Below are 19036 nucleotides of genomic sequence, written 5' to 3'. Positions count from 1 at the left end.
ATATGGTAACGAACTTTGCGGGGTAAGGGGGCCTTCGTACGCCCCTGTGCTCATCACCGCGGCTGATGGGCGACACTGGGATGCGGCCCGTTAGCCGTGGCCGGATGATGCGCCTAGCATCAGCCTGACCGAAACCGAAGCACCCCGAGGACCCCACGTGCGCTTTCGTCTGACCCCCAGGGAGACGAGCTTCTACGACATGTTCGCCGCGTCCGCGGACAACATCGTCACGGGCTCGAAACTCCTGATGGAACTGCTCGGGGCGGACTCCTCCGCCCGGGCCGAGATCGCAGAGCGTATGCGGGCCGCGGAACACGCAGGTGACGACGCCACGCACGCGATCTTCCACCAGCTGAACTCCTCGTTCATCACGCCGTTCGACCGGGAGGACATCTACGCCCTCGCCGGTTCCCTGGACGACATCATGGACTTCATGGAGGAAGCCGTCGACCTGGTCGTCCTCTACAACGTCGAGGAACTGCCCAAGGGCGTCGAGCAGCAGATCGAGGTCCTGGCCCGCGCGGCCGAGCTGACGGCCGAGGCCATGCCGAACCTGCGGACCATGGACAACCTCACCGAGTACTGGATCGAGGTCAACCGGCTGGAGAACCAGGCCGACCAGATCCACCGCAAGCTGCTCGCCCACCTCTTCAACGGCAAGTACGACGCCATCGAGGTGCTGAAGCTCAAGCAGATCGTGGACGTCCTGGAAGAGGCGGCGGACGCGTTCGAGCACGTGGCGAACACGGTGGAGACCATCGCCGTCAAGGAGTCCTGAGGCGTCGATGGACACCTTCGCCCTGATCGCGACCGTAGGCGTCGCGCTCTTCTTCACGTACACGAACGGCTTCCACGACTCCGCGAACGCCATCGCCACCTCGGTGTCGACGCGGGCGCTGACCCCGCGGGCGGCGCTCGCCATGGCGGCCGTGATGAACCTGGCCGGCGCCTTCCTGGGCTCCGGCGTCGCCAAGACGGTCAGCGAGGGCCTGATCGAGACCCCCCAGGGCTCGACGGGGATGGGCATCCTCTTCTCGGCCCTGGTCGGCGCGATCGTCTGGAACCTGGTCACCTGGTACTTCGGCCTGCCCTCGTCCTCCTCGCACGCCCTGTTCGGCGGCATGGTGGGAGCGGCGCTGGCGGGCGGCACGGACGTGCTGTGGGGCGGGGTGGTCGAGAAGATCGTCATCCCGATGTTCGTCTCCCCGTTCGTCGGCCTGATCGTCGGCTACCTGGTCATGACGGCGATCATGTGGCTGTTCCGGCGGTCCAACCCGCACAAGGCCAAGCGGGGCTTCCGCATCGCCCAGACCGTCTCGGCCGCCGGCATGGCGCTCGGCCACGGTCTCCAGGACGCCCAGAAGACGATGGGTGTCGTGGTGCTGGCCCTGGTGATCTCCGGCCACGAGACGTTCGGCGACCCGATCCCGGTCTGGGTGAAGATCGTCTGCGCGGTGATGCTGTCCCTGGGCACGTACGCCGGCGGCTGGCGGATCATGCGCACCCTGGGCCGCAAGATCATCGAGCTGGACCCGCCGCAGGGGTTCGCGGCCGAGGCCACCGGCGCGTCGATCATGTTCACCACCGCGTTCATCTTCAAGGCGCCGATCTCCACCACCCATGTCATCACCTCGGCGATCATGGGCGTGGGCGCGACCAAGCGGGTCAACGCGGTCCGCTGGGGCGTGGCCAAGAACATCGTCCTGGGCTGGTTCATCACCATGCCGGCCGCCGCCCTGGTCGCGGCCCTGGCCTTCGGCATCGTGAAGCTGGTCGCCCTGTAGGACCCCACCGGAACGACGCGACGGGCCCGCCCCCGGGAGCTGGGGGCGGGCCCTTCTGCGTCCTCGCGGTGGCACCGCCATGCAGCACCGCGAGGGTCCGTCCCGTCCCGGCGAGGCCGGGGCGGAGTCGCCGGTCAGCCGAAGCGGCCGGAGATGTAGTCCTCCGTGGCCTGGACCGACGGGTTGGAGAAGATCCGCTCGGTCTCGTCGATCTCCACCAGCCGGCCCGGCTGGCCCACCGCGGCCAGGTTGAAGAACGCCGTACGGTCCGAGACCCGCGCCGCCTGCTGCATGTTGTGGGTCACGATGACGATCGTGAACCGGTCCTTCAGCTCGCCGATCAGGTCCTCGATGGCGAGCGTGGAGATCGGGTCCAGGGCCGAGCACGGCTCGTCCATGAGCAGCACCTTCGGCTCGACCGCGATGGCCCGCGCGATGCACAGGCGCTGCTGCTGGCCGCCGGAGAGCCCGGAGCCGGGCTTGTTCAGCCGGTCCTTGACCTCGTTCCAGAGGTTCGCGCCCTTGAGCGACTTCTCGACGATGTCGTTGAGCTCGCTCTTCTTGTAGTTGCCGTTCAGCCGCAGACCCGCCGCCACGTTGTCGAAGATCGACATCGTGGGGAACGGGTTCGGGCGCTGGAAGACCATGCCCACCTCGCGGCGCACGGACACCGGGTCGACCCCGGCGCCGTACAGGTCCTCGGCGTCCAGGAGCACCTTGCCCTCGACGCGCCCGCCCGGGGTCACCTCGTGCATCCGGTTCAGGGTGCGCAGGAACGTCGACTTGCCGCAGCCGGAGGGGCCGATGAACGCCGTCACCGAGCGCGGCTCGACGGTCATCGAGATGTCCTCGATCGCCTTGTGGGAGCCGTAGTAGGCGGTGAGCCCGCTTACGTCGATTCGCTTGGCCATGTCTGCTTCACTTCCAGGAAATTCAAGCTCGGTCGCTGTGGGGCCGCGTCGGCGGCCGGCCAGGCGGCGGTGGCCGCGGCGGGTCAGCGCGGGGACTTCCAGCGGGCGATTCCGCGGGCCACCAGGTTGAGGATCATCACGAAGGCGATCAGCGTGAGGGACGCCGCCCACGCGCGGTCGTACGCCGGGTCACCACCGGCGGCGTACTGCTGGTAGATGTACAGCGGCAGCGAGGCCTGCGCGCCCTCGAACGGGTCGTTGTTGATGAAGGGGTTGCCGAACACCAGCAGCAGCACCGGCGCGGTCTCGCCCGCGATCCGGGCGATGGCGAGCATGACGCCCGTGGTGATGCCGCCGATGGCGGTCGGCAGGACCACCTTCAGGATGGTCCGCCACTTGGGCACGCCGAGCGCCAGGGACGCCTCGCGCAGCTCGTTCGGGACGAGCTTGAGCATCTCCTCGGTGGAGCGGACGACGACCGGCATCATCAGGATGGCCAGGGCCAGCGAACCGGCGAAGCCGAACGGCTCCAGCTCCAGGATGAGCATCAGGCTGAGGATGAACAGGCCCGCGACGATCGACGGGATGCCCGTCATGACGTCGACGAAGAAGGTCACCGACCGGGCGAGCCGGCCGCGCCCGTACTCCACCAGGTAGATGGCGGTGAGCACGCCGACCGGGGCGCCCATGAGGGTGGCGAGGCCAACCTGCTCCAGGCTGCCGATGAGGGCGTGGTAGATGCCGCCGCCGGTCTCGGTGTCGGCGACGATGCCCATGGAGTGGGTGAGGAAGTAGACGTCGAGCACCTTCACGCCGCGCGAGACGGTCGTCCACGCCAGGGAGACCAGCGGGACGACGGCGAGCAGGAAGGCGACCCAGACCAGCGAGGTGGCGACCCGGTCCTTGGCCTGCCGGCGGCCCTCCACCCGGGCGGCGATGCCGTAGGTGCCGAGGACGAACAGGATCGCGGCGATCAGCCCCCACTGGATCTCGCTGTGCAGGTCCGCGCCCAGGCCGATGCCCACGGCGACGGCGACGGACCCGGCGGCGATCGCCCAGGGGGACCACTTGGGCAGGCGGGCGCCGCTCAGCGAACCGGGGCGCTTGTCGGTGACGGCTGCGGTGCTCATGCGTTGGCCCCCGAGTACTCCTTGCGGCGGGCGATGATCGCGCGGGCCGCGCCGTTGACCAGCAGGGTGATGACGAAGAGGACCAGGCCGGAGGCGATCAGCGCGTCCCGGCCCTGCTCGGAGGCCTCGCCGAACTTGCTGGCGATGTTCTGGGCGAAGGTGCCGCCGCCGGGGTTCAGCAGGCTGGCGTGGATGTCGTAGTCCGGGGAGAGCACGGTGGCCACGGCCATCGTCTCGCCGAGGGCGCGGCCGAGGCCGAGCATGGACGCGGAGATCACACCGGAGCGGCCGAAGGGCAGCACGGACATCCGGATGACCTCCCAGCGGGTGGCGCCGAGGGCCAGGGCGGCCTCCTCGTGCATCCGCGGGACCTGCCGGAACACCTCGCGGCTGACGTTGGTGATGATCGGCAGGATCATGATCGCCAGCAGGATGCCGACGGCGAGCATGGTGCGCGGAGCGCCTTCCTCCCAGGCGAAGATCCCGGTCCAGCCGAGGTAGGTGTCCAGCCAGCCGTACAGGCCGCGCAGGTGCGGCACGAGGACCAGGGCGCCCCACAGGCCGTAGACGATGGACGGCACGGCAGCGAGCAGGTCGATCACGTAGGCGATCGGGCCGCTCACCCGGCGCGGGGCGTAGTGGGTGAGGAACAGCGCGATCGCGACGGCGATCGGGACCGCGATGACCATGGCGATCACCGAGGACACGACCGTGCCGAAGGCCAGCACCGCGATGCCGAAGACCGGCGGGTTGAGGTTGGTGTTCCACTCGAAGGTGGTCAGGAAGTTCCCGTGGTCCCTGCTGATCGCGAGGGAGGCGCGGTAGGTGAGGAAGACCGCGATCGCGGCCATGATCACCAGCAGCAGGATGCCGGAGCCGCGCGACAGGCCGAGGAAGACGCGGTCGCCGGGCCGGGAGGCGCCGCGGGCCGCGCGCTTGCGTTCGACGGGCGAGGGCGGGGAGGCGGGAGGGGGAACGTCGGTTGTCGTCGATATGTCCATCGGGTTCTCCGGTCTGCTAAGCCGCGGCCCCCTGCCAGGGGGGCGCGGCTCGTGGCGGCGGTGCACCGGACGGGTGCGGCCCGGCCCGGGCGGGCGCCGGGCCGCACACTCACGGATCAGGTCAGCTCAGGCCCTCGATGGTGGTGCGGACCTTGGCGATGATCTCGGCGGGGATCGGGGCGTAGTCGTTCTGCGCCAGCACCTTCTGGCCGTCCTCGCTGGCGACGTAGCGCAGGAACGCCTTCGTGGCGGGCAGCGTGTCGGCCTTGTTGCCCTTGTCGCAGACGATCTCGTAGGTGACCAGGGTGATCGGGTAGGCGCCCTCGGCCTTGGTCTTGTAGTCGAGCTGGAGCGCCAGGTCCTTGCCGGTGCCGACGACCTTGGCGGCGGCGATGCCCGCGGTGGCCGACTCGGTGGACGGCTTCACCGGGGCCTTGGCGCCGGTGGCGATGGCGACGGTGTCGAGCCCCTTGGCGTAGGACAGCTCGAAGTAGCCGATCGCGCCGGAGTTCTGCTTGACGCCCTGGGCCACGCCGGAGGAGCCGGAGGCCGCCTGGCCGCCCTGCGCCTGCCAGGCCTTGCCACCGGAGTACTTCCAGTTCTCGGGCGTGGTGGCGAGCAGGTACTTGGTGAAGTTGTCCGTGGTGCCGGAGTCCTCGGAGCGGTGGAAGGCCTGGATCTTCAGGTCGGGGAGCTTCGCGCCGGGGTTGAGCTTCTTGATCGCCTCGTCGTTCCAGTTCTTGATCTTGCTGTCGAAGATCTTGGCGATGGTCGGGGCGTCCAGGACGAGGTTGTCCACGCCGGGGACGTTGTAGCCGAGGGCGATCGGGCCGCCGACCATCGGCAGGTCGATGCCCTGGCCGCCCTCGCAGACCTTCTTGGAGGCGGCGACCTCCTCGGGCTTCAGCGCGGAGTCGGAACCGGCGAACGCGATCTGGCCCTGGGTGAAGGAGGTGACACCGGCGCCGGAGCCGGCGCCCTTGTAGTTGATCTGCACCTGGCAGGCCGGGGAGAAGACCTTGGTCCAGGCGTCGATCGCGTTCTTCTGCGCCGAGGAACCGTCCGCGAGCAGCTGGCCCTTGGCGTCGTCGCACTTCACGGAGCCCGCGCTCGCGGCGGCGGACGAGCCCCCGGAGCCCTTGCCCTCGCCGTTGTCGTCGGAGCCGCACGCCGTCAGGGCCAGGGCACTGGAGACGGCGACAGCACCGAGAGAGAGGGCGCGCAGCCGGTTCTTGCGCTGAAGCTTCACTTTCGGGAGTCCTTCCAGGAGCCGCCGCGATCGGCGGCGCGCGAGGTGAGTGAGTGCGGTGCGCGCGAGCGCAATCCATGCCGCACTCCGCACCGGGTACGGCCGAAATTAGGCAGAACAGGTGAAGCCGCCGATGGCCAGAAATGAACGCAGAGTGAACCCCTGCCGTCAGCCCGGTTAGGTCACGGAATGCTCACGGGGAGAGCACATGGAGGTTCCGACGAGCCGGCCACTCGAACCCCCGTACGCCGTTCCTCACCCGTTCGGCGGAACCCCGCGGCGCGGGGCGCCGTCTCGTTCCACAGGAGCCGAGGAAAGGGCGACGACATGGAACGGCGTACGTTCATCTCGGGCGGCGCGGCCGCCCTGGCGACGACCGCGCTCACCGCGTGCACGGCGGGCGGGGACTCCTCCGCGCCCCCCGCGACCCTCACCGGCACGACCTCCCTCGCCGCCCTGCGGACCACCGGCCCGACCAGGGCCGCCGCGAACTGGACGGCCCTCGCCCGGGACCTGGACGGCACCCTCGTCCGCCCCGGCGACGCCTCCTGGAAGACCGCCCACCAGCTCTACAACACCCGCTTCGACGGCCTGAAACCGGCCGCGGTCGCCTACGTGGCGCACGCCGCCGACATCCGCACCACCCTTGCGTACGCCCGCGCGCACGGCGTCAAGGTCGCCATCCGCAACGGCGGCCACTCCTACGCCGGCTACTCCTCCGGCGACCAGCGGCTGATCGTCGACGTGTCCCGGCTGAACCGGATCCGGGTCGGCGGCGGCCAGGCCGTCGTCGGCGCCGGTGCCAAGCTGATCGACGTCTACCGCGCGCTCGCCGCGAAGGGCGTGACCATACCCGCCGGCTCCTGCCCCAGCGTCGGCGTCTCCGGCCTGGTGCTCGGCGGCGGCCACGGCGTCGCCTCCCGCGCCTACGGCCTGACCTGCGACAGCCTCACCCAGGCCACCCTGATCACCGCCGACGGCACCCAGCTCACCGCCGACACCGGCCACCACGCCGACCTGTTCTGGGCGCTGCGCGGCGCCGGCAACGGCAACTTCGGCGTCGTCACCGAGCTGCACTTCCGCACCCACGCCGCGCCGCAGGCCGTCACCGCCCATCTGACCTGGCCCTGGTCCAAGGCCGCCAAGGTGCTGAAGGCCTGGCAGGAGTGGGGCCCGTCGCAGCCCGACGAGATCTGGTCCGCCCTGCACCTGGCCTGCTCGCCGGGCCGCACCCCGACCGTCTCCGTCTCCTGCTTCTCCCTCGGCACCTACCGCGAGCTGCAGAACGCCGTGGACCGCCTGGCCCATCTGGCCGGCGCCAGTGCCCGCTCGGTCTCGCTGCGCCGCCGCGGCTACGAGGAGGCCATGGAGGTCTACGCCGGCTGCTCCTCCTTCGCCACCGACGCCCAGTGCCATCTGCCGGGCTCCACCCCGGGCCGCTCCCCGCAGGGCCGGCTCGGCCGGGAGACGTACGCGGCCCGCTCCGACTTCTTCGACCGCTCGCTGTCCGCGGCCGGCATCCAGACCGCCCTCCGGCAGATCGCCGCGGTGCGCGGCGGCGCCGGCAGCATCGCCTTCACGGCGCTCGGCGGCGCGGTCAACCGGGTCTCCCCGACCGCGACCGCCTTCGTCCACCGCCGCTCGCGGATGCTGGCCCAGTACATCGCCTCCTGGGGCGCGGGGACCGCCGGCACCACGGCCCAGTCCTGGCTGACGTCGGCGCACAAGGCGATGGCCCCGTACGCCTCCGGCGCTGCCTACCAGAACTACACCGACCCCACGCTGAAGAACTGGAAGAAGGCGTACTACGGGGACGCGGCGGCGCGGCTGGACAAGGTGAAGAAGCAGTACGACCCCAAGCGGTTCTTCTCGCACCCGCAGGGGCTGTAGAACCCGACAGGGTTCGAGAACGGGAACGGGCCGGCCCCCGCCGAGGAGGAGCCGGCCCGTTCCCGCTTTCCCGCTTACGCCGCCAGGTCCCGCTCGCCGGTCTCCGCCGAGCGGCGCGCGCCCGGCAGCACCGGGACGTCCGCCGCCGTCCGCCGCCGTACGAGCCAGCCCACCCGCGGCGAACGCTCCACCGCCCGCATCAGCGGGGTGAGCAGCGCCGTGGCGATCGGGGACAGCAGCAGCACGACGGCCGTACCCAGCGCGAAACCGCCCACGACGTCCGTCGGGTAGTGCACGCCCATGTAGACCCGGCAGAAGCCCTCCAGCAGGGCCAGGCCGATGCCCACCAGGCCCAGGCGGCGGTTGGCGACGAAGAGGCCCACACCGAGCGCCATCGTGAGCGTCGCGTGATCGCTGACGAAGGAGAAGTCGTCCTTGCCGGAGACCAGGACGTCCAGGCCCTGGTGGTCCCGGAACGGGCGGGGGCGCTCCACGAAGCCCCGTATCGGGACGTTCACGAGGACCGCGAGGCCCGCCGCGAGCGGCGCCCACACCAGCGCGGCCACCGACGGCGCCGCCTCCTCGCCGCCCCGGCGCCGCACGCCCCACCAGCACCACAGGACCAGCAGCACCATGGCGAGCAGCAGCCCGTACTCGCCGACGAACTCCATGACCCGGTCGAACCAGTGCGGCGCGTCCTTGGCCAGGCCGTTGATGTCGTAGAGCAGGTCGACGTCGGGGTTCGATCCGGATTCGGCGAGTACAGCCATGGTGCTGCGGCCCCTTCGTCGTTCGTCCGGACGCACCGGGTGTGCGTCGCTCCAGCCCCCCGTGGTTCGTAGATCCGCTTCCGCTGCACTGCCGTACTGACGTCCGCCGGGCTACGTCAACAGGAACGCACGGGCACCATGAATACGTTCCACTCTCCACTGAATGATCACGCAGACGTTATCGAAGAGAGACTCGTCGGCGCAGCTCAGGGGGCAGCTTCACGCATCGTTCACACGGCCGTGGGAAGTGCCTGCGCGCCCTCCTCCGTCACCCGTGTCGCGCCGAAGTAGTCGGGGGTGTCGATCGGGTCGAAGCGGATCACGGCGCCGGTGCGCGGGGCGTCGATCATGTACCCACCGCCGACGTAGATCCCCACGTGCCGGATGGCCCGCGAGTCGGTGAGGTCGTCGGAGAAGAAGACCAGGTCACCGGGGAGCAGCTCGTCCCGCGAGGGGTGCGGCCCGGCGTTGTACTGGTCGTTGGCCACGCGCGGCAGCCTGATCCCGACCTTCTCGTACGACGCCTTGGTCAGCCCCGAGCAGTCGAAGCGCCCGCCCTGCTCGGGGGTGCCGTTGCCGCCCCACAGGTACGGCGTGCCGAGCCGGCTCTGCGCGAAGGCGATGGCACCGGCGGCCTGCCGGGTGGGGTCGAGCCGGCTGACCGGCGCGGCGAAGCTCTTCTCCAGGCTGCGGATCCGCTTGACGTAGTTCTGCGTCTCGCTGATGGCCGGCACCCCGCCCGCCCGGATCACCCGGTAGGCGCCCGCGTTGTAGGCGGCGAGCATGTTGTCGGAGACGTCACCGGGCACGTCCTTGACGTACTTGGCCAGTTCGCAGTCGTACGAGGCCGCCGACGGGATCGCGTCGTCCGGGTCCCAGATGTCCCGCTTTCCGTCACCGTCGCCGTCGATGCCGTGCGTCGCCCAGGTGCTGGGGATGAACTGCGCGATACCGCGCGCGTCGGCCGGGCTGACGACGGTCGGGTTCCACCCGCTCTCCTGGTACAGCTGCGCGGCGAGCAGCGCGGGCGTGATCGCCGGGCACAGATTGCCCCACCGCTGCACCAACGACTTGTAGGCGGCCGGCACCGCCCCCTTCGCCAGCCCCCGGCTCCCCGAGGTCACCCCGTTGACCAGGCTTCCGGCCACCATGTACACACCGACGACCAGCAGCATCACGAAGCTCACGCCGAGCGCGCCCGCCGCCCCACCGATCACCCATGACTTCCGCACGGTTCAACTTTCCCCCATCCCGGGCGGATCCAAGAGTCCTTTCTCATGATGTGGCGTCATTTCGCGCTGGGACGCGCGCACATGGGGCTCCGCGGCGGCCTGCTCCCGGCCCGGGTCAGGAGGGCCCCGCCGCCTCCTCGTACAGCTCCGCCGCCCCGCGTCCCAGCGCCACGCTGTACGAGGTCCCGGCCGTGCTGCCGCCCTCCTCGTGACCGCCGAGGACCCCGACGATCTCGTGGTCCCCGTTGACCCAGGGGCTGCCGCTGGTGCCTCCGGTGAAGTCGGGGCAGTCGACGCGCTGTTGGGTACGGCCGTGCCGGGCCGGCTTGTCGGTGCAGGTGATGGGGACCTCGCGGGAGGCCGGGTACCCGGTGACGGTCACCCCGGTCGCGCCGGTGGCCACGCCGGGCGTGAACCGGTATCCGCCCACCGCGTCCTCCACCCGGCCACCGCCCCGCCCCGCGACGGTGGCGAAGGCGAGGTCGCTGTCCTCGTCCCGGTCCCGGGTCCACCCGTCGGGCAGGTACCGCCGCGTCACCTTCCACACCCCGTACGGCGCCCGCCCGGCCCGGTAGCCCGGCACGAACACCAGGTCGCGGCCGGGATCGTCCAGACAGTGCGCGGCGGTGACGATCAGGTCACCGCCGGGGCTGTGCGCCACCGACGCGGTGCAGAAGTGACCGCCGGCCGGACGGCCCGCCCCGTCCGCGGCGAACAGCGCGCCCACCCGCGCGCTCCACCGGTTCGCGACGGCGTCCACGGTGACCCCGAACGGCCCCGGCCCGTCGTCGGCGGCGGCCACGGAGGCCGAGGTCAGCGCCAGCAGCACCACCGCGCCGAGCAGCGCGGGCCGCGAGGTGGCCGAGCCGCGTGAGATGCGCTTCATCGGGACCGAGTCTCACCGTCAAAGGTGAGCGGGAAACCCCGAGTTCCCTGAGATTTCCCTGTGATTCCGCACACCGGGACGAGCCCGCCCGCCGCCCCGCCCGTGAGAACATCGACGCGACGGCTCACCCGGCCGGCCGACGAAGCCGCGCAGGTCGTAAAGGGGGTCAACGACGGAACCGCACACCAGGTTCCGCTCCGACCTCATTGCCCGGGGTGACCTGCCGTGATACACAGAGTGACGGTAGGCGCCACTTAGACGAAACCCGCCGGTGAATGACGCCAAGTCGACATACGTTGGCGACGTTGTCGGCGACAATGAGGCCTGACCTCTGCGCCCGCAGGGGCTCGCGGAACTACCCACCAGGGGCGGTGACTTACATGCTCTTTGCGGCCGAAAAGGGAGACATCAACACCATCATCGGCGGGATCGCTCCGGACTGGGGCCCCTTCGGCAGCCTGGGCAACGAAGCCAAGGTGATGATCGAGGTGGTCATGGCCGTCGCGATCCTGCTGTGCCTCGGCATCGCGGTATGGGGGGCGGCCAAGCAGCGTATCGGCGCCACGGCCCTGCGGGACACGTTCAGCGCGGAGCAGGGCAAGGGCCTGATCATCGCCGGCCTCACCGGGGTCTTCATCATCGGCTCCCTCGGCACACTGTTCACCATCGTGTACGGCATGGCGGTGTAACCCCACCCGCCCCGGGCACGCCCGGCCACGGCTGTCCCCTCCACCCCACCCATCCGTCGTGCCCACCGGCTGAGGTTGCGTTTCCCTGATGTCGAGTCACCACACCGCGCCCGCGCGGGAACCAGCACGGCTACCGTCGTATGTCTACGAGGTGGAGGGGGCGTACGCGGCATGAGTCCCGGAGACGAGCAGGGGTACCGCGACTACCAGGGCTACGGCGACCACCCGGAGCCCGGCCAGACCCGGACCCGCCTCCCCGACCCCGACCCCTACGGCGGCGCCCCCCGCCGCCCCCAGCGCTCCTCCTCCCGAAGCCTGATCACGGTGGTCGGCGTGGTGGTCCTCCTCATCGCCGCCATCGCCTTCGCGAACCGGGGGGGCGGGGAGGAGACGACGGGGGCGACGACGAAGAGCGACCAGCCCGCGACCTCCGCGACGGCGGCGAGCGGCACGCGTCCGGTGGAGACCAAGTCCGGGGGTGTCCCGACGGGGTTCGCCCACACCGAACAGGGAGCCCAGTCGGCGGCCTCGAACTACGCCGTGGCCCTGGGTTCGACGGGCATGTTCAACAAGGACAGCCGTCACCGTCTCCTGGATCTGCTCTACACCCAGGAGGCGGCGGCCCGCCTCAGAGGCCCCATGGACCAGGCCTACTCGGCCGAGTTCCTCGCCAAGATGGGCCTCGACGCGGCCGGCAACCCGCCCAAGGACAGCACGTTCGTCTCCCGTGTGATTCCGATCGGCACCACTGTGCGGGAGTACAAGGGCGACACCGCGAAGGTCGCGGTCTGGTACGCGGGCCTCATCGGCATGGCCAGCAGCACCTCGACCGACCCCGTCACCTCGTCCTGGAAGACCTGGACGTTCGACCTGCGCTGGTCGGACGGTGACTGGAAGATCAGCTCCGAGACGCAGCAGGACGGCCCCGCACCGGTACCCGGTGACGACAGAGCCGCCACCTCCGACGAGATCAGCAAAGCCATCGAAGAGTACGGAGGGTTCACCTATGCCCGGTAGCCCGCAGCGTGCGCTCAAGCTCGCCGGAGTCGTGACAGCCGTACAGACCACGGCCGTACTGCTGGCCACGCGCGCCTTCGCGGAACCCTCGCCCACGCCCACCCCGTCCGGCAGCCCGTCCCCCTCGCCGTCGAACGGCGGGGTCAACTGCGGACCCATTTCCGGCGAGGCCAAGGAGTACTGCGAGCGCGGCAACACTCCCGGGAAGACCAGCGACCTCGCCCCGGACAACTCCACTCTCGACCCGCTGTCGTCGCTGGCCAAGGGCTGCGCCGAGGCCGCCTCCTGGACCGTCGACAAGCTCAGTCAGGCCGTCAAGGAGACGGCCACCGTCGACTTCACCAATCAGGCGTTCCTGAAGCAGTACGCGATCGTCTTCGCGGCCTCGACCATCCTGACGCTTCTGCTGTGGCTGCTCGCCGTGGCCAAGCGCGCGGTGCGCGGCGTGCCGCTGACCACCGCGATCACCGAAGCCGTCGGCTTCCTCTGGCTGACCGTGCTGGCCTCCGCCTTCACCCCGCTGATCCTGTACACCGTCGTCTCGGCCACGGACAGCGTCACCGACGTCCTCGCGAAAGCCACCGGCGACCAGGCCGACACGTTCTTCAGCACCTTCTCCGGCGCCCTGAAGAAGGGCAACGACATCGGCGGCGGCCCCATCATGCTGATCGTCGTCTCCCTGGTCAGCATCCTCGCCGCCGGCGTCCTCTGGCTGGAACTGGTCATCCGCGCCGCCCTCCTCTACGTCGGCGCCCTCCTCGGCACCGTCGTCTACGCCGGACTCGTCGACAAGAACCTGTGGGGCCACGTCCGCCGCTGGGCCGGCATCATGATCGCCGTCATCCTCGTGAAACCCGTCATCGTGATCGTCCTCGGCCTGGCCGGCGCCCTGTCCGGCGACAACGGCCCCGACGCCTTCTCCGCCGTCGTCTCCGGCCTCGCCATCATCCTGCTCGCCATCTTCGCCAGCGCGATGATCTACCGCTTCGTCCCCGGCTTCGGCGACGAGATCGCCAGCGGCCGCAACAACCGCATCATGCGGGGCGCGGAGGGCAAGGCCGCCGCCGTCATCAGCTCCCCCGCCACCCTCGTCGCCCAGGGCATCAAGACCCACAGCACCCGCGCCGACAGCAACGCCGGCGCCGGCCAGTCGGGCAGCGCCCCGCGCCAGGCCAACCCCGCCTCCGGCGGCGTCACCGCCCACAGCAGCCGCACCCCGGGCGGGAACGGCGGCGGAACCGTCCCCTCCGCCACGCCCGCGCCCCGCGCGTCCAGCCCGGTCAACACCCCGCACGCCAGCAACACCCGCAACAACCGCTCGGGAGGTGAAGGGCGTTGACGACCGAGTCCCACCTGTCCCATCCGGTCACGCCCCGCCGTACGTATCTCATCGGCCGCGCCCGGCCGAACGCGATCATCGGCCGCAACCGTGAATCCGGCGAGATCGCCCTGATCATCGCCGGCGCGTTCCTCGGCATGATGTGCGGCCTCCTCGTACCGGTCCTGCCCCTGCGGATCGCGCTGCTCATGGGCTTCCCCCTGCTCGCGCTCGCCGCGGTCTACGTGCCGTACAAGCACCGCACGTTCTACAAGTGGTTCGAGATCAACCGCTCGTACAAGCGGACCGTCAAGAGCGCGGCCGTCTACCGGTCCGGCGCGATGGAGGCCGGCACCCGCCTCGACGGCCGCGAGATCGAGGTCGGCCCGCCGCCCGGCATCGGCCGCATCACCTGGCTCGCCGCGCCCTTCGGCCCGGACGAGATCGCCGTCCTCCTGCACGCCGACCGCAAGACGGTCACCGCCGCCATCGAGATCGAGGGCCCCGGCGTCGGCCTGCGCGACTCCGAGGACCAGGAGGCCCTGGTAGACCGCTTCGGCACGCTGCTCAAGCACGTCGCCAACGGCGACGGCTTCGTCACCCGGCTGCAGATGCTCGCCCGCACCCTGCCCGCCGACCCGGACGCGCACGCCAAGGACGTCGCCGTGCGCGGCGACGACCGCTCCCCGGACTGGCTCCAGAACTCCTACGACCAGCTCCAGTCCATGGTCTCCACCAGCAGCGAGCAGCACCGCGCCTACCTCGTCGCCTGCATGCACTACAGCCGGGAACTGGCCGCCGAGGCCCACGCCATGGCCCGCGCCGCCCGCACCCGCGGCAAGGTGGACCGGGACGCCGGACTCGCCGTCGTCATGGCCCGCGAGCTGACCGACATCTGCTCCCGGCTCCAGGAGGCCGACATCCGGGTCCGCCAGCCGCTCGGCCAGGGCCGGCTGGCCTCCCTGATCCACTCCATGTACGACCCGGACCACCCCATCGACCACATCCAGGCGATGACCCAGCGCAACGCCTGGCCGGCCGAGCTGGACGCCGTGGAGCCCACCTACCTCCAGGCCAAGACCCGCGAGTCCAGCACCCGCGCCCCCTGGTGCCACGCCACCGCCTGGGTGAAGGAGTGGCCGATGACCCCCGTCGGCGTCAACTTCCTCGCCCCGCTCCTCGTCCACACCCCGGACGTCATCCGCACGGTCGCCGTGACCATGGACCTGGAACCCACCGAGGTCGCCATCGAGCGGATGCTGACCGAGAAGACCAACGACGAGGCCGAGGCGTCCCGCGCCGCCAAGATGAACCGGACCGTCGACCCCCGGGACATCGCCGCGCACAACCGGCTCGACCAGCGCGGCGAGGACCTCGCCAGCGGCGCCGCCGGCGTCAACCTGGTCGGCTACATCACCGTCTCCGCCCGCTCCCCGGAGGCCCTCAACCGCGACAAGCGCACGATAAGGGCCTCCGCCGGCAAGTCGTACCTCAAGCTGGAGTGGTGCGACCGAGAGCACCACCGCGCCTTCGTGAACACACTTCCGTTCGCCACCGGCATCCGAAGGTAGGGGCTGATTCTCCGATGCGGGATCCGCTGTCCGTCCTCACCGAGGCCTTCACCTCCTTCCTCTTCGGGAAGGTGGAGACGACCCGGCCGCCGGTGCGCACCTCCACGGGCCAGGCCCAGGCGGTCTACCTGCCCACGGCCGCGCCCGGCCTCGGCGACTCCGGCGTCATCATCGGCCGCGAGGTGTACTCCGGGAAGGGCTACATCTACGACCCCTTCCAGCTGTACGGCCAGCAGCTGCCGGCACCGCACTGGCTGGTCCTCGGCGAGTCCGGCAACGGCAAGTCGGCGCTGGAGAAGACGTACGTCCTGCGCCAGCTCCGGTTCAAGGACCGCCAGGTCGTCGTCCTGGACGCGCAGGGCGAGGACGGCGTCGGCGAGTGGAACCTGATCGCCGAGGAGCTGGGGATAACCCCCATCCGGCTCGACCCGACGGCCGCCCTCGACCACGGCATCCGGCTCAACCCCCTGGACCCGGCGATCACCACGACCGGGCAGCTCGCGCTGCTGCGGACCATCATCGAGGTCGCCATGGGCCACGGCCTCGACGAGCGGGCAGGCTTCGCCCTGAAGGTCGCGCACTCCTACGTCAACGAGACGATCACCGACCGCCAGCCGGTCCTCTCCGACATCGTGGAGCAGCTGCGGCACCCCGAGCCGGAGTCGGCGGAGGCGATGAACGTCGCCATAGACGACGTACGGGCGTGGGGCCTGGACGTCGCCCTCGTCCTGGACCGCCTGGTCGACGGCGACCTGCGCGGCATGTTCGACGGCCCGACCACGGTCGGCATCGACCTCGACGCGCCCCTGATCGTCTTCGACCTGTCCCACATCGACCGCAACTCCATCGCCATGCCGATCCTCATGGCGATCGTCGGCGTGTGGCTGGAGCACACCTGGATCCGCCCCGACCGGAAGAAGCGCATCTTCCTGGTCGAGGAGGCCTGGCACATCATCAACAGCCCGTTCGTGGCCCAGCTGTTCCAGCGGCTGCTGAAGTTCGGACGCCGGCTCGGCCTGTCCTTCGTGGCGGTCGTCCACCATCTGTCCGACGTGGTCGACGGGGCGGCCGCGAAGGAGGCGGCGGCCATCCTGAAGATGGCCTCGACCAGGACGATCTACGCCCAGAAGGCGGACGAGGCCAGAGCCACCGGCCGGGTCCTCGGCCTGCCCCGCTGGGCGGTCGAGATCATCCCCACGCTGACGCCCGGCATCGCGGTCTGGGACGTCAACGGCAATGTCCAGGTGGTCAAACACCTGGTCACGGAGACGGAACGGCCGCTGGTCTTCACCGACCGCGCCATGACCGAGTCGGCCAGCGAACTGGCGGCCGACGACGCCCTGCGCGCGGCCGAGCTGGAGGCCGAGCAGCGGGCGGCGGCCTTCGTGGAACAGCACCTGGGCGACTCCGAGTCGACGGTGGCCTAGAGGGAGTACAGCGTGAGACCGGACGATCACCGTGACCTCCGCCGGGAGCGCCAGGGCGGCATCCCCGACGGACTGCTGATCGGCATCCTCGCGTTCCTCATCGGCCTCACCGTCCTGGTGTGGACGGCCACCGGCCTGGCGGCCCGGTTCGCCCACGGCGCCTGGCCGGAGGGCGTCACCTTCACCCGCACCCCCCTGGCCATGCGCCACCTGGTCAGCAGGCCCCACGACCTCCCCGGCGCCTGGCCCGACACCCCGCCGGGCCAGCTGTCCGGCTGGGGCCTGTTCTGGGGTCTGTTCCTCGGCCAGCTGATGATCCTCCTCGTCCTCACCGTGTTCGCGCTGAGCACGGTGGCCCGGTGGCGGGCGACCAGGCTGCGACGGGTCACGGCGGCCCGGGACACCCCGCCGAGCCCCCCGCGGACCGAGCCGCGGTACGAGACCCCGGCCCCGCACCACGAGGCCCCCGCCCCCCGCCACGACGTCCCCGAGCCGCGCCACGAGGTACCTGTGCCGCGCCCGCAGCCGCGGCCGGCGGAGCCCCTGAGCGGAACGGCGACACCGGCGCCCGTGATCGCCCTCCCCGCCGAAGGCGACCGGTCGGGCGGCTGGGAGAAGGTCCTCCTCGCGCCCCGGGAGGCCCGGCAGCCGGCCGCGGCCCAGGCCGTGCGGGACGCCGAGGGCCCTGTCGTCCTGGTCACCTCCAACCCGGCCCTGTGGGCGGAGACCAAGGACACCCGGGCCAAGCTGGGCCCCACCCTGCTCTACGACCCCACGCACCTGTGCGACACCCCGGCCCGGCTGCACTGGTCCCCCACGGCAGGCTGCGAGGACAGGCAGACGGCACTGCACCGGGCGACGGCCCTGCTCGCCCCCGTGCGGCCCACCGCGCGGATCGACCAGGCGGTGGCCGACACCGCGACCACGCTGCTGCGCAGCTATCTGCACGCCGCCGCTCTGGAGAACCGCACCATCCGGCATGTGCACCGCTGGGCGCAGGGCACCCAGGTCCAGGACGCCGTCCGCACCCTGCGCACGCACCCCAAGGCCGCGCCCGGCGCCGCCGGCGAGCTGGAGGCGGCGCTGACCGCGCACCCGGACCGCCGGGACATCGCCCAAGAGCTGACCAGCAGGGCCCTTTCGGCGCTGTTCACGGTGAACATCCGGGAGGCGTGCACCCCCAACCGAACCGATGCCCTCGCCCTGGATTCCTTCGTCCATGAAGAGGGCACGCTTTATATGGTCGGTGAATCCATCGAGGACCCGCGGAGCAAGCCGGGCGCGATGCCGCTCCTGACGGCCCTCGTCTCCAGCGTGGTCGAGCGCGGCCGGCGCATGGCCGAACGGTCATCCTCCGGTCGGCTCGACCCACCACTCACCCTGGTCCTGGACGACATCGCGGCCGTGGCCCCGTTCCCCGAGCTGCCGGACCTGCTGGCCACCGGCACCGACCAGGGCCTGCCGACGCTCGCCCTGCTCCGCTCCCGGGAGCAGGCCCGCACCCGCTGGCCGCACCAGGAACTGCCCGTCTAGGACGGCCGCTCCATGACGAGCTCCAGCTCGTTGGCGGTCTCGTCCTTGGAGAAGGCCACGACGAGGCCGCTGGGCGCGAACCCGATCCTCCGGTAGGCCGTCCGGGCCGGGAGGTTGTCCTCGTGGACGAACAGCCGCACCCGTTCGGCGTCCTGCTGCCAGGCCCACGTCAGGCCGGCCGTGAACAGTGCCTGGACGAGCCCGTTGCCCCGGTGTTCCGGCCGTACGAAGACGCCGACCGCGTGTCCCTGCCGCCGCTCGACCGGGTTCCCGGCCCAGTCCTGGGTGCCGGGCTCCTCCATGAGCAGGGTGACCGAGCCGGCCCATGTCCCGTCCGGAGCCTCGGCGATGAACTGCTGGGCGGTGGTGGAGCCCGCTCCGGAGCCGACGGCCCGGTCCCGCCAGAAGGAGTCGGGCTTGCTCGCGGCGTCCTCGTAGGTCTCCAGGAAGGCGAGGTGCGCGACCGGATCCCGCAGCGCGTCGAGCCGCAGCTCCCTCACCCGCTCCCAGTCGTCGGGTCGTATGGCGCGAACTACATAGTCGTTCCTGGTGACAGTGGTCATGCCGCCACCGTAAGCCAGAGCCCCCGGCCCGGAAAACAGAAAAACCCCCGCACCGTAAGGTGCGG

Annotated in this window: 17 protein-coding genes; 9 read left to right on the top strand and 8 right to left on the bottom strand. The window is 70.8% G+C overall.

Annotated elements, in window-relative coordinates:
- Window positions 1-157: 157 nt before the first annotated feature.
- The gene (locus tag ACSURM_RS19830) at window positions 158-778 is read left to right on the top strand and encodes a DUF47 domain-containing protein (RefSeq protein ID WP_015493282.1); all 621 of its coding nucleotides are present in this window, start codon (window positions 158-160) and stop codon (window positions 776-778) included.
- A 7-nt stretch (window positions 779-785) separates the two neighbouring features.
- Window positions 786-1784, top strand: a complete 999-nt coding sequence (locus ACSURM_RS19825) for an inorganic phosphate transporter (RefSeq protein WP_289966539.1) — start codon at window positions 786-788, stop codon at window positions 1782-1784.
- A gap of 134 nt (window positions 1785-1918) precedes the next feature.
- Here ACSURM_RS19825 and pstB read toward each other — a convergent pair whose 3' ends face one another.
- From pstB to pstS, 4 genes are all read right to left on the bottom strand, one after another.
- Window positions 1919-2695 carry a phosphate ABC transporter ATP-binding protein PstB gene (gene pstB, locus ACSURM_RS19820; protein ID WP_189992700.1) on the bottom strand — a complete coding sequence of 259 codons (777 nt, stop codon included), beginning with the start codon at window positions 2693-2695 and terminating at the stop codon, window positions 1919-1921.
- An 83-nt stretch (window positions 2696-2778) separates the two neighbouring features.
- The gene (gene pstA / locus ACSURM_RS19815) at window positions 2779-3825 is read right to left on the bottom strand and encodes a phosphate ABC transporter permease PstA (protein ID WP_436956720.1); all 1047 of its coding nucleotides are present in this window, start codon (window positions 3823-3825) and stop codon (window positions 2779-2781) included.
- On the bottom strand, window positions 3822-4826 hold the full coding sequence (gene pstC / locus ACSURM_RS19810) for a phosphate ABC transporter permease subunit PstC (RefSeq protein WP_436956718.1): 1005 nt from the start codon (window positions 4824-4826) through the stop codon (window positions 3822-3824). The genes pstA and pstC overlap by 4 nt, the downstream gene beginning before the upstream one ends.
- A 121-nt stretch (window positions 4827-4947) precedes the next feature.
- Window positions 4948-6075 (bottom strand): phosphate ABC transporter substrate-binding protein PstS, encoded by a 1128-nt coding sequence (gene pstS / locus ACSURM_RS19805; RefSeq protein WP_436956716.1) that lies wholly within the window; start codon window positions 6073-6075, stop codon window positions 4948-4950.
- Window positions 6076-6402: 327 nt separating this feature from the next.
- Here pstS and ACSURM_RS19800 point away from each other — a divergent pair, with 327 nt between their 5' ends.
- Entirely contained in the window at window positions 6403-7965 is a 1563-nt protein-coding gene (locus ACSURM_RS19800) for an FAD-binding oxidoreductase (protein WP_436956715.1), read from the top strand.
- Between the two features lie 74 nt (window positions 7966-8039).
- Here the strand turns inward: ACSURM_RS19800 and ACSURM_RS19795 are convergent, their stop codons facing one another.
- The 3 genes from ACSURM_RS19795 to ACSURM_RS19785 form a co-directional block, all read right to left on the bottom strand.
- A complete protein-coding gene (locus ACSURM_RS19795; protein ID WP_436956714.1) occupies window positions 8040-8735 on the bottom strand; it encodes a phosphatase PAP2 family protein in 696 nt (231 codons plus the stop codon).
- Window positions 8736-8965: 230 nt separating this feature from the next.
- Entirely contained in the window at window positions 8966-9967 is a 1002-nt protein-coding gene (locus ACSURM_RS19790) for an NlpC/P60 family protein (RefSeq protein ID WP_436956713.1), read from the bottom strand.
- Between the two features lie 115 nt (window positions 9968-10082).
- Window positions 10083-10853, bottom strand: a complete 771-nt coding sequence (locus tag ACSURM_RS19785; protein ID WP_436956712.1) for a trypsin-like serine peptidase — start codon at window positions 10851-10853, stop codon at window positions 10083-10085.
- A 380-nt stretch (window positions 10854-11233) separates the two neighbouring features.
- Here ACSURM_RS19785 and ACSURM_RS19780 point away from each other — a divergent pair, with 380 nt between their 5' ends.
- The 6 genes from ACSURM_RS19780 to ACSURM_RS19755 all read left to right on the top strand — a co-directional run bounded on the left by ACSURM_RS19780 (window position 11234) and on the right by ACSURM_RS19755 (window position 18408).
- Window positions 11234-11542, top strand: a complete 309-nt coding sequence (locus tag ACSURM_RS19780; protein WP_436956711.1) for a hypothetical protein — start codon at window positions 11234-11236, stop codon at window positions 11540-11542.
- 171 nt (window positions 11543-11713) lie between these two features.
- A complete protein-coding gene (locus ACSURM_RS19775) occupies window positions 11714-12559 on the top strand; it encodes a hypothetical protein (protein WP_436956709.1) in 846 nt (281 codons plus the stop codon).
- Complete coding sequence (locus ACSURM_RS19770) at window positions 12549-13898, top strand: hypothetical protein (protein WP_436956708.1); 1350 nt, start codon at window positions 12549-12551, stop codon at window positions 13896-13898. Before ACSURM_RS19775 ends, ACSURM_RS19770 begins: the two co-directional genes overlap by 11 nt.
- Window positions 13895-15448 carry an SCO6880 family protein gene (locus tag ACSURM_RS19765; protein WP_436956707.1) on the top strand — a complete coding sequence of 518 codons (1554 nt, stop codon included), beginning with the start codon at window positions 13895-13897 and terminating at the stop codon, window positions 15446-15448. The genes ACSURM_RS19770 and ACSURM_RS19765 overlap by 4 nt, the downstream gene beginning before the upstream one ends.
- Window positions 15449-15462: 14 nt before the next feature.
- Window positions 15463-16875 carry an ATP-binding protein gene (locus tag ACSURM_RS19760; protein WP_436956705.1) on the top strand — a complete coding sequence of 471 codons (1413 nt, stop codon included), beginning with the start codon at window positions 15463-15465 and terminating at the stop codon, window positions 16873-16875.
- A 12-nt stretch (window positions 16876-16887) separates the two neighbouring features.
- Entirely contained in the window at window positions 16888-18408 is a 1521-nt protein-coding gene (locus ACSURM_RS19755) for a type IV secretory system conjugative DNA transfer family protein (RefSeq protein WP_436956703.1), read from the top strand.
- Here the strand turns inward: ACSURM_RS19755 and ACSURM_RS19750 are convergent.
- Window positions 18405-18971, bottom strand: coding sequence for a GNAT family N-acetyltransferase (locus tag ACSURM_RS19750; RefSeq protein WP_436956701.1), 567 nt, complete (start codon window positions 18969-18971; stop codon window positions 18405-18407). The two genes, ACSURM_RS19755 and ACSURM_RS19750, sit on opposite strands and share 4 nt — an antisense overlap.
- Window positions 18972-19036: the final 65 nt, after the last annotated feature.

Origin of the sequence: Streptomyces sp. SudanB182_2057 (genome assembly GCF_964272715.1) — a bacterium.
Taxonomy (GTDB): domain Bacteria; phylum Actinomycetota; class Actinomycetes; order Streptomycetales; family Streptomycetaceae; genus Streptomyces; species Streptomyces rubradiris.
The sequence above is the reverse complement of the archived record's forward strand: the minus strand, read 5'-3'. Positions and strand labels throughout refer to the sequence as shown.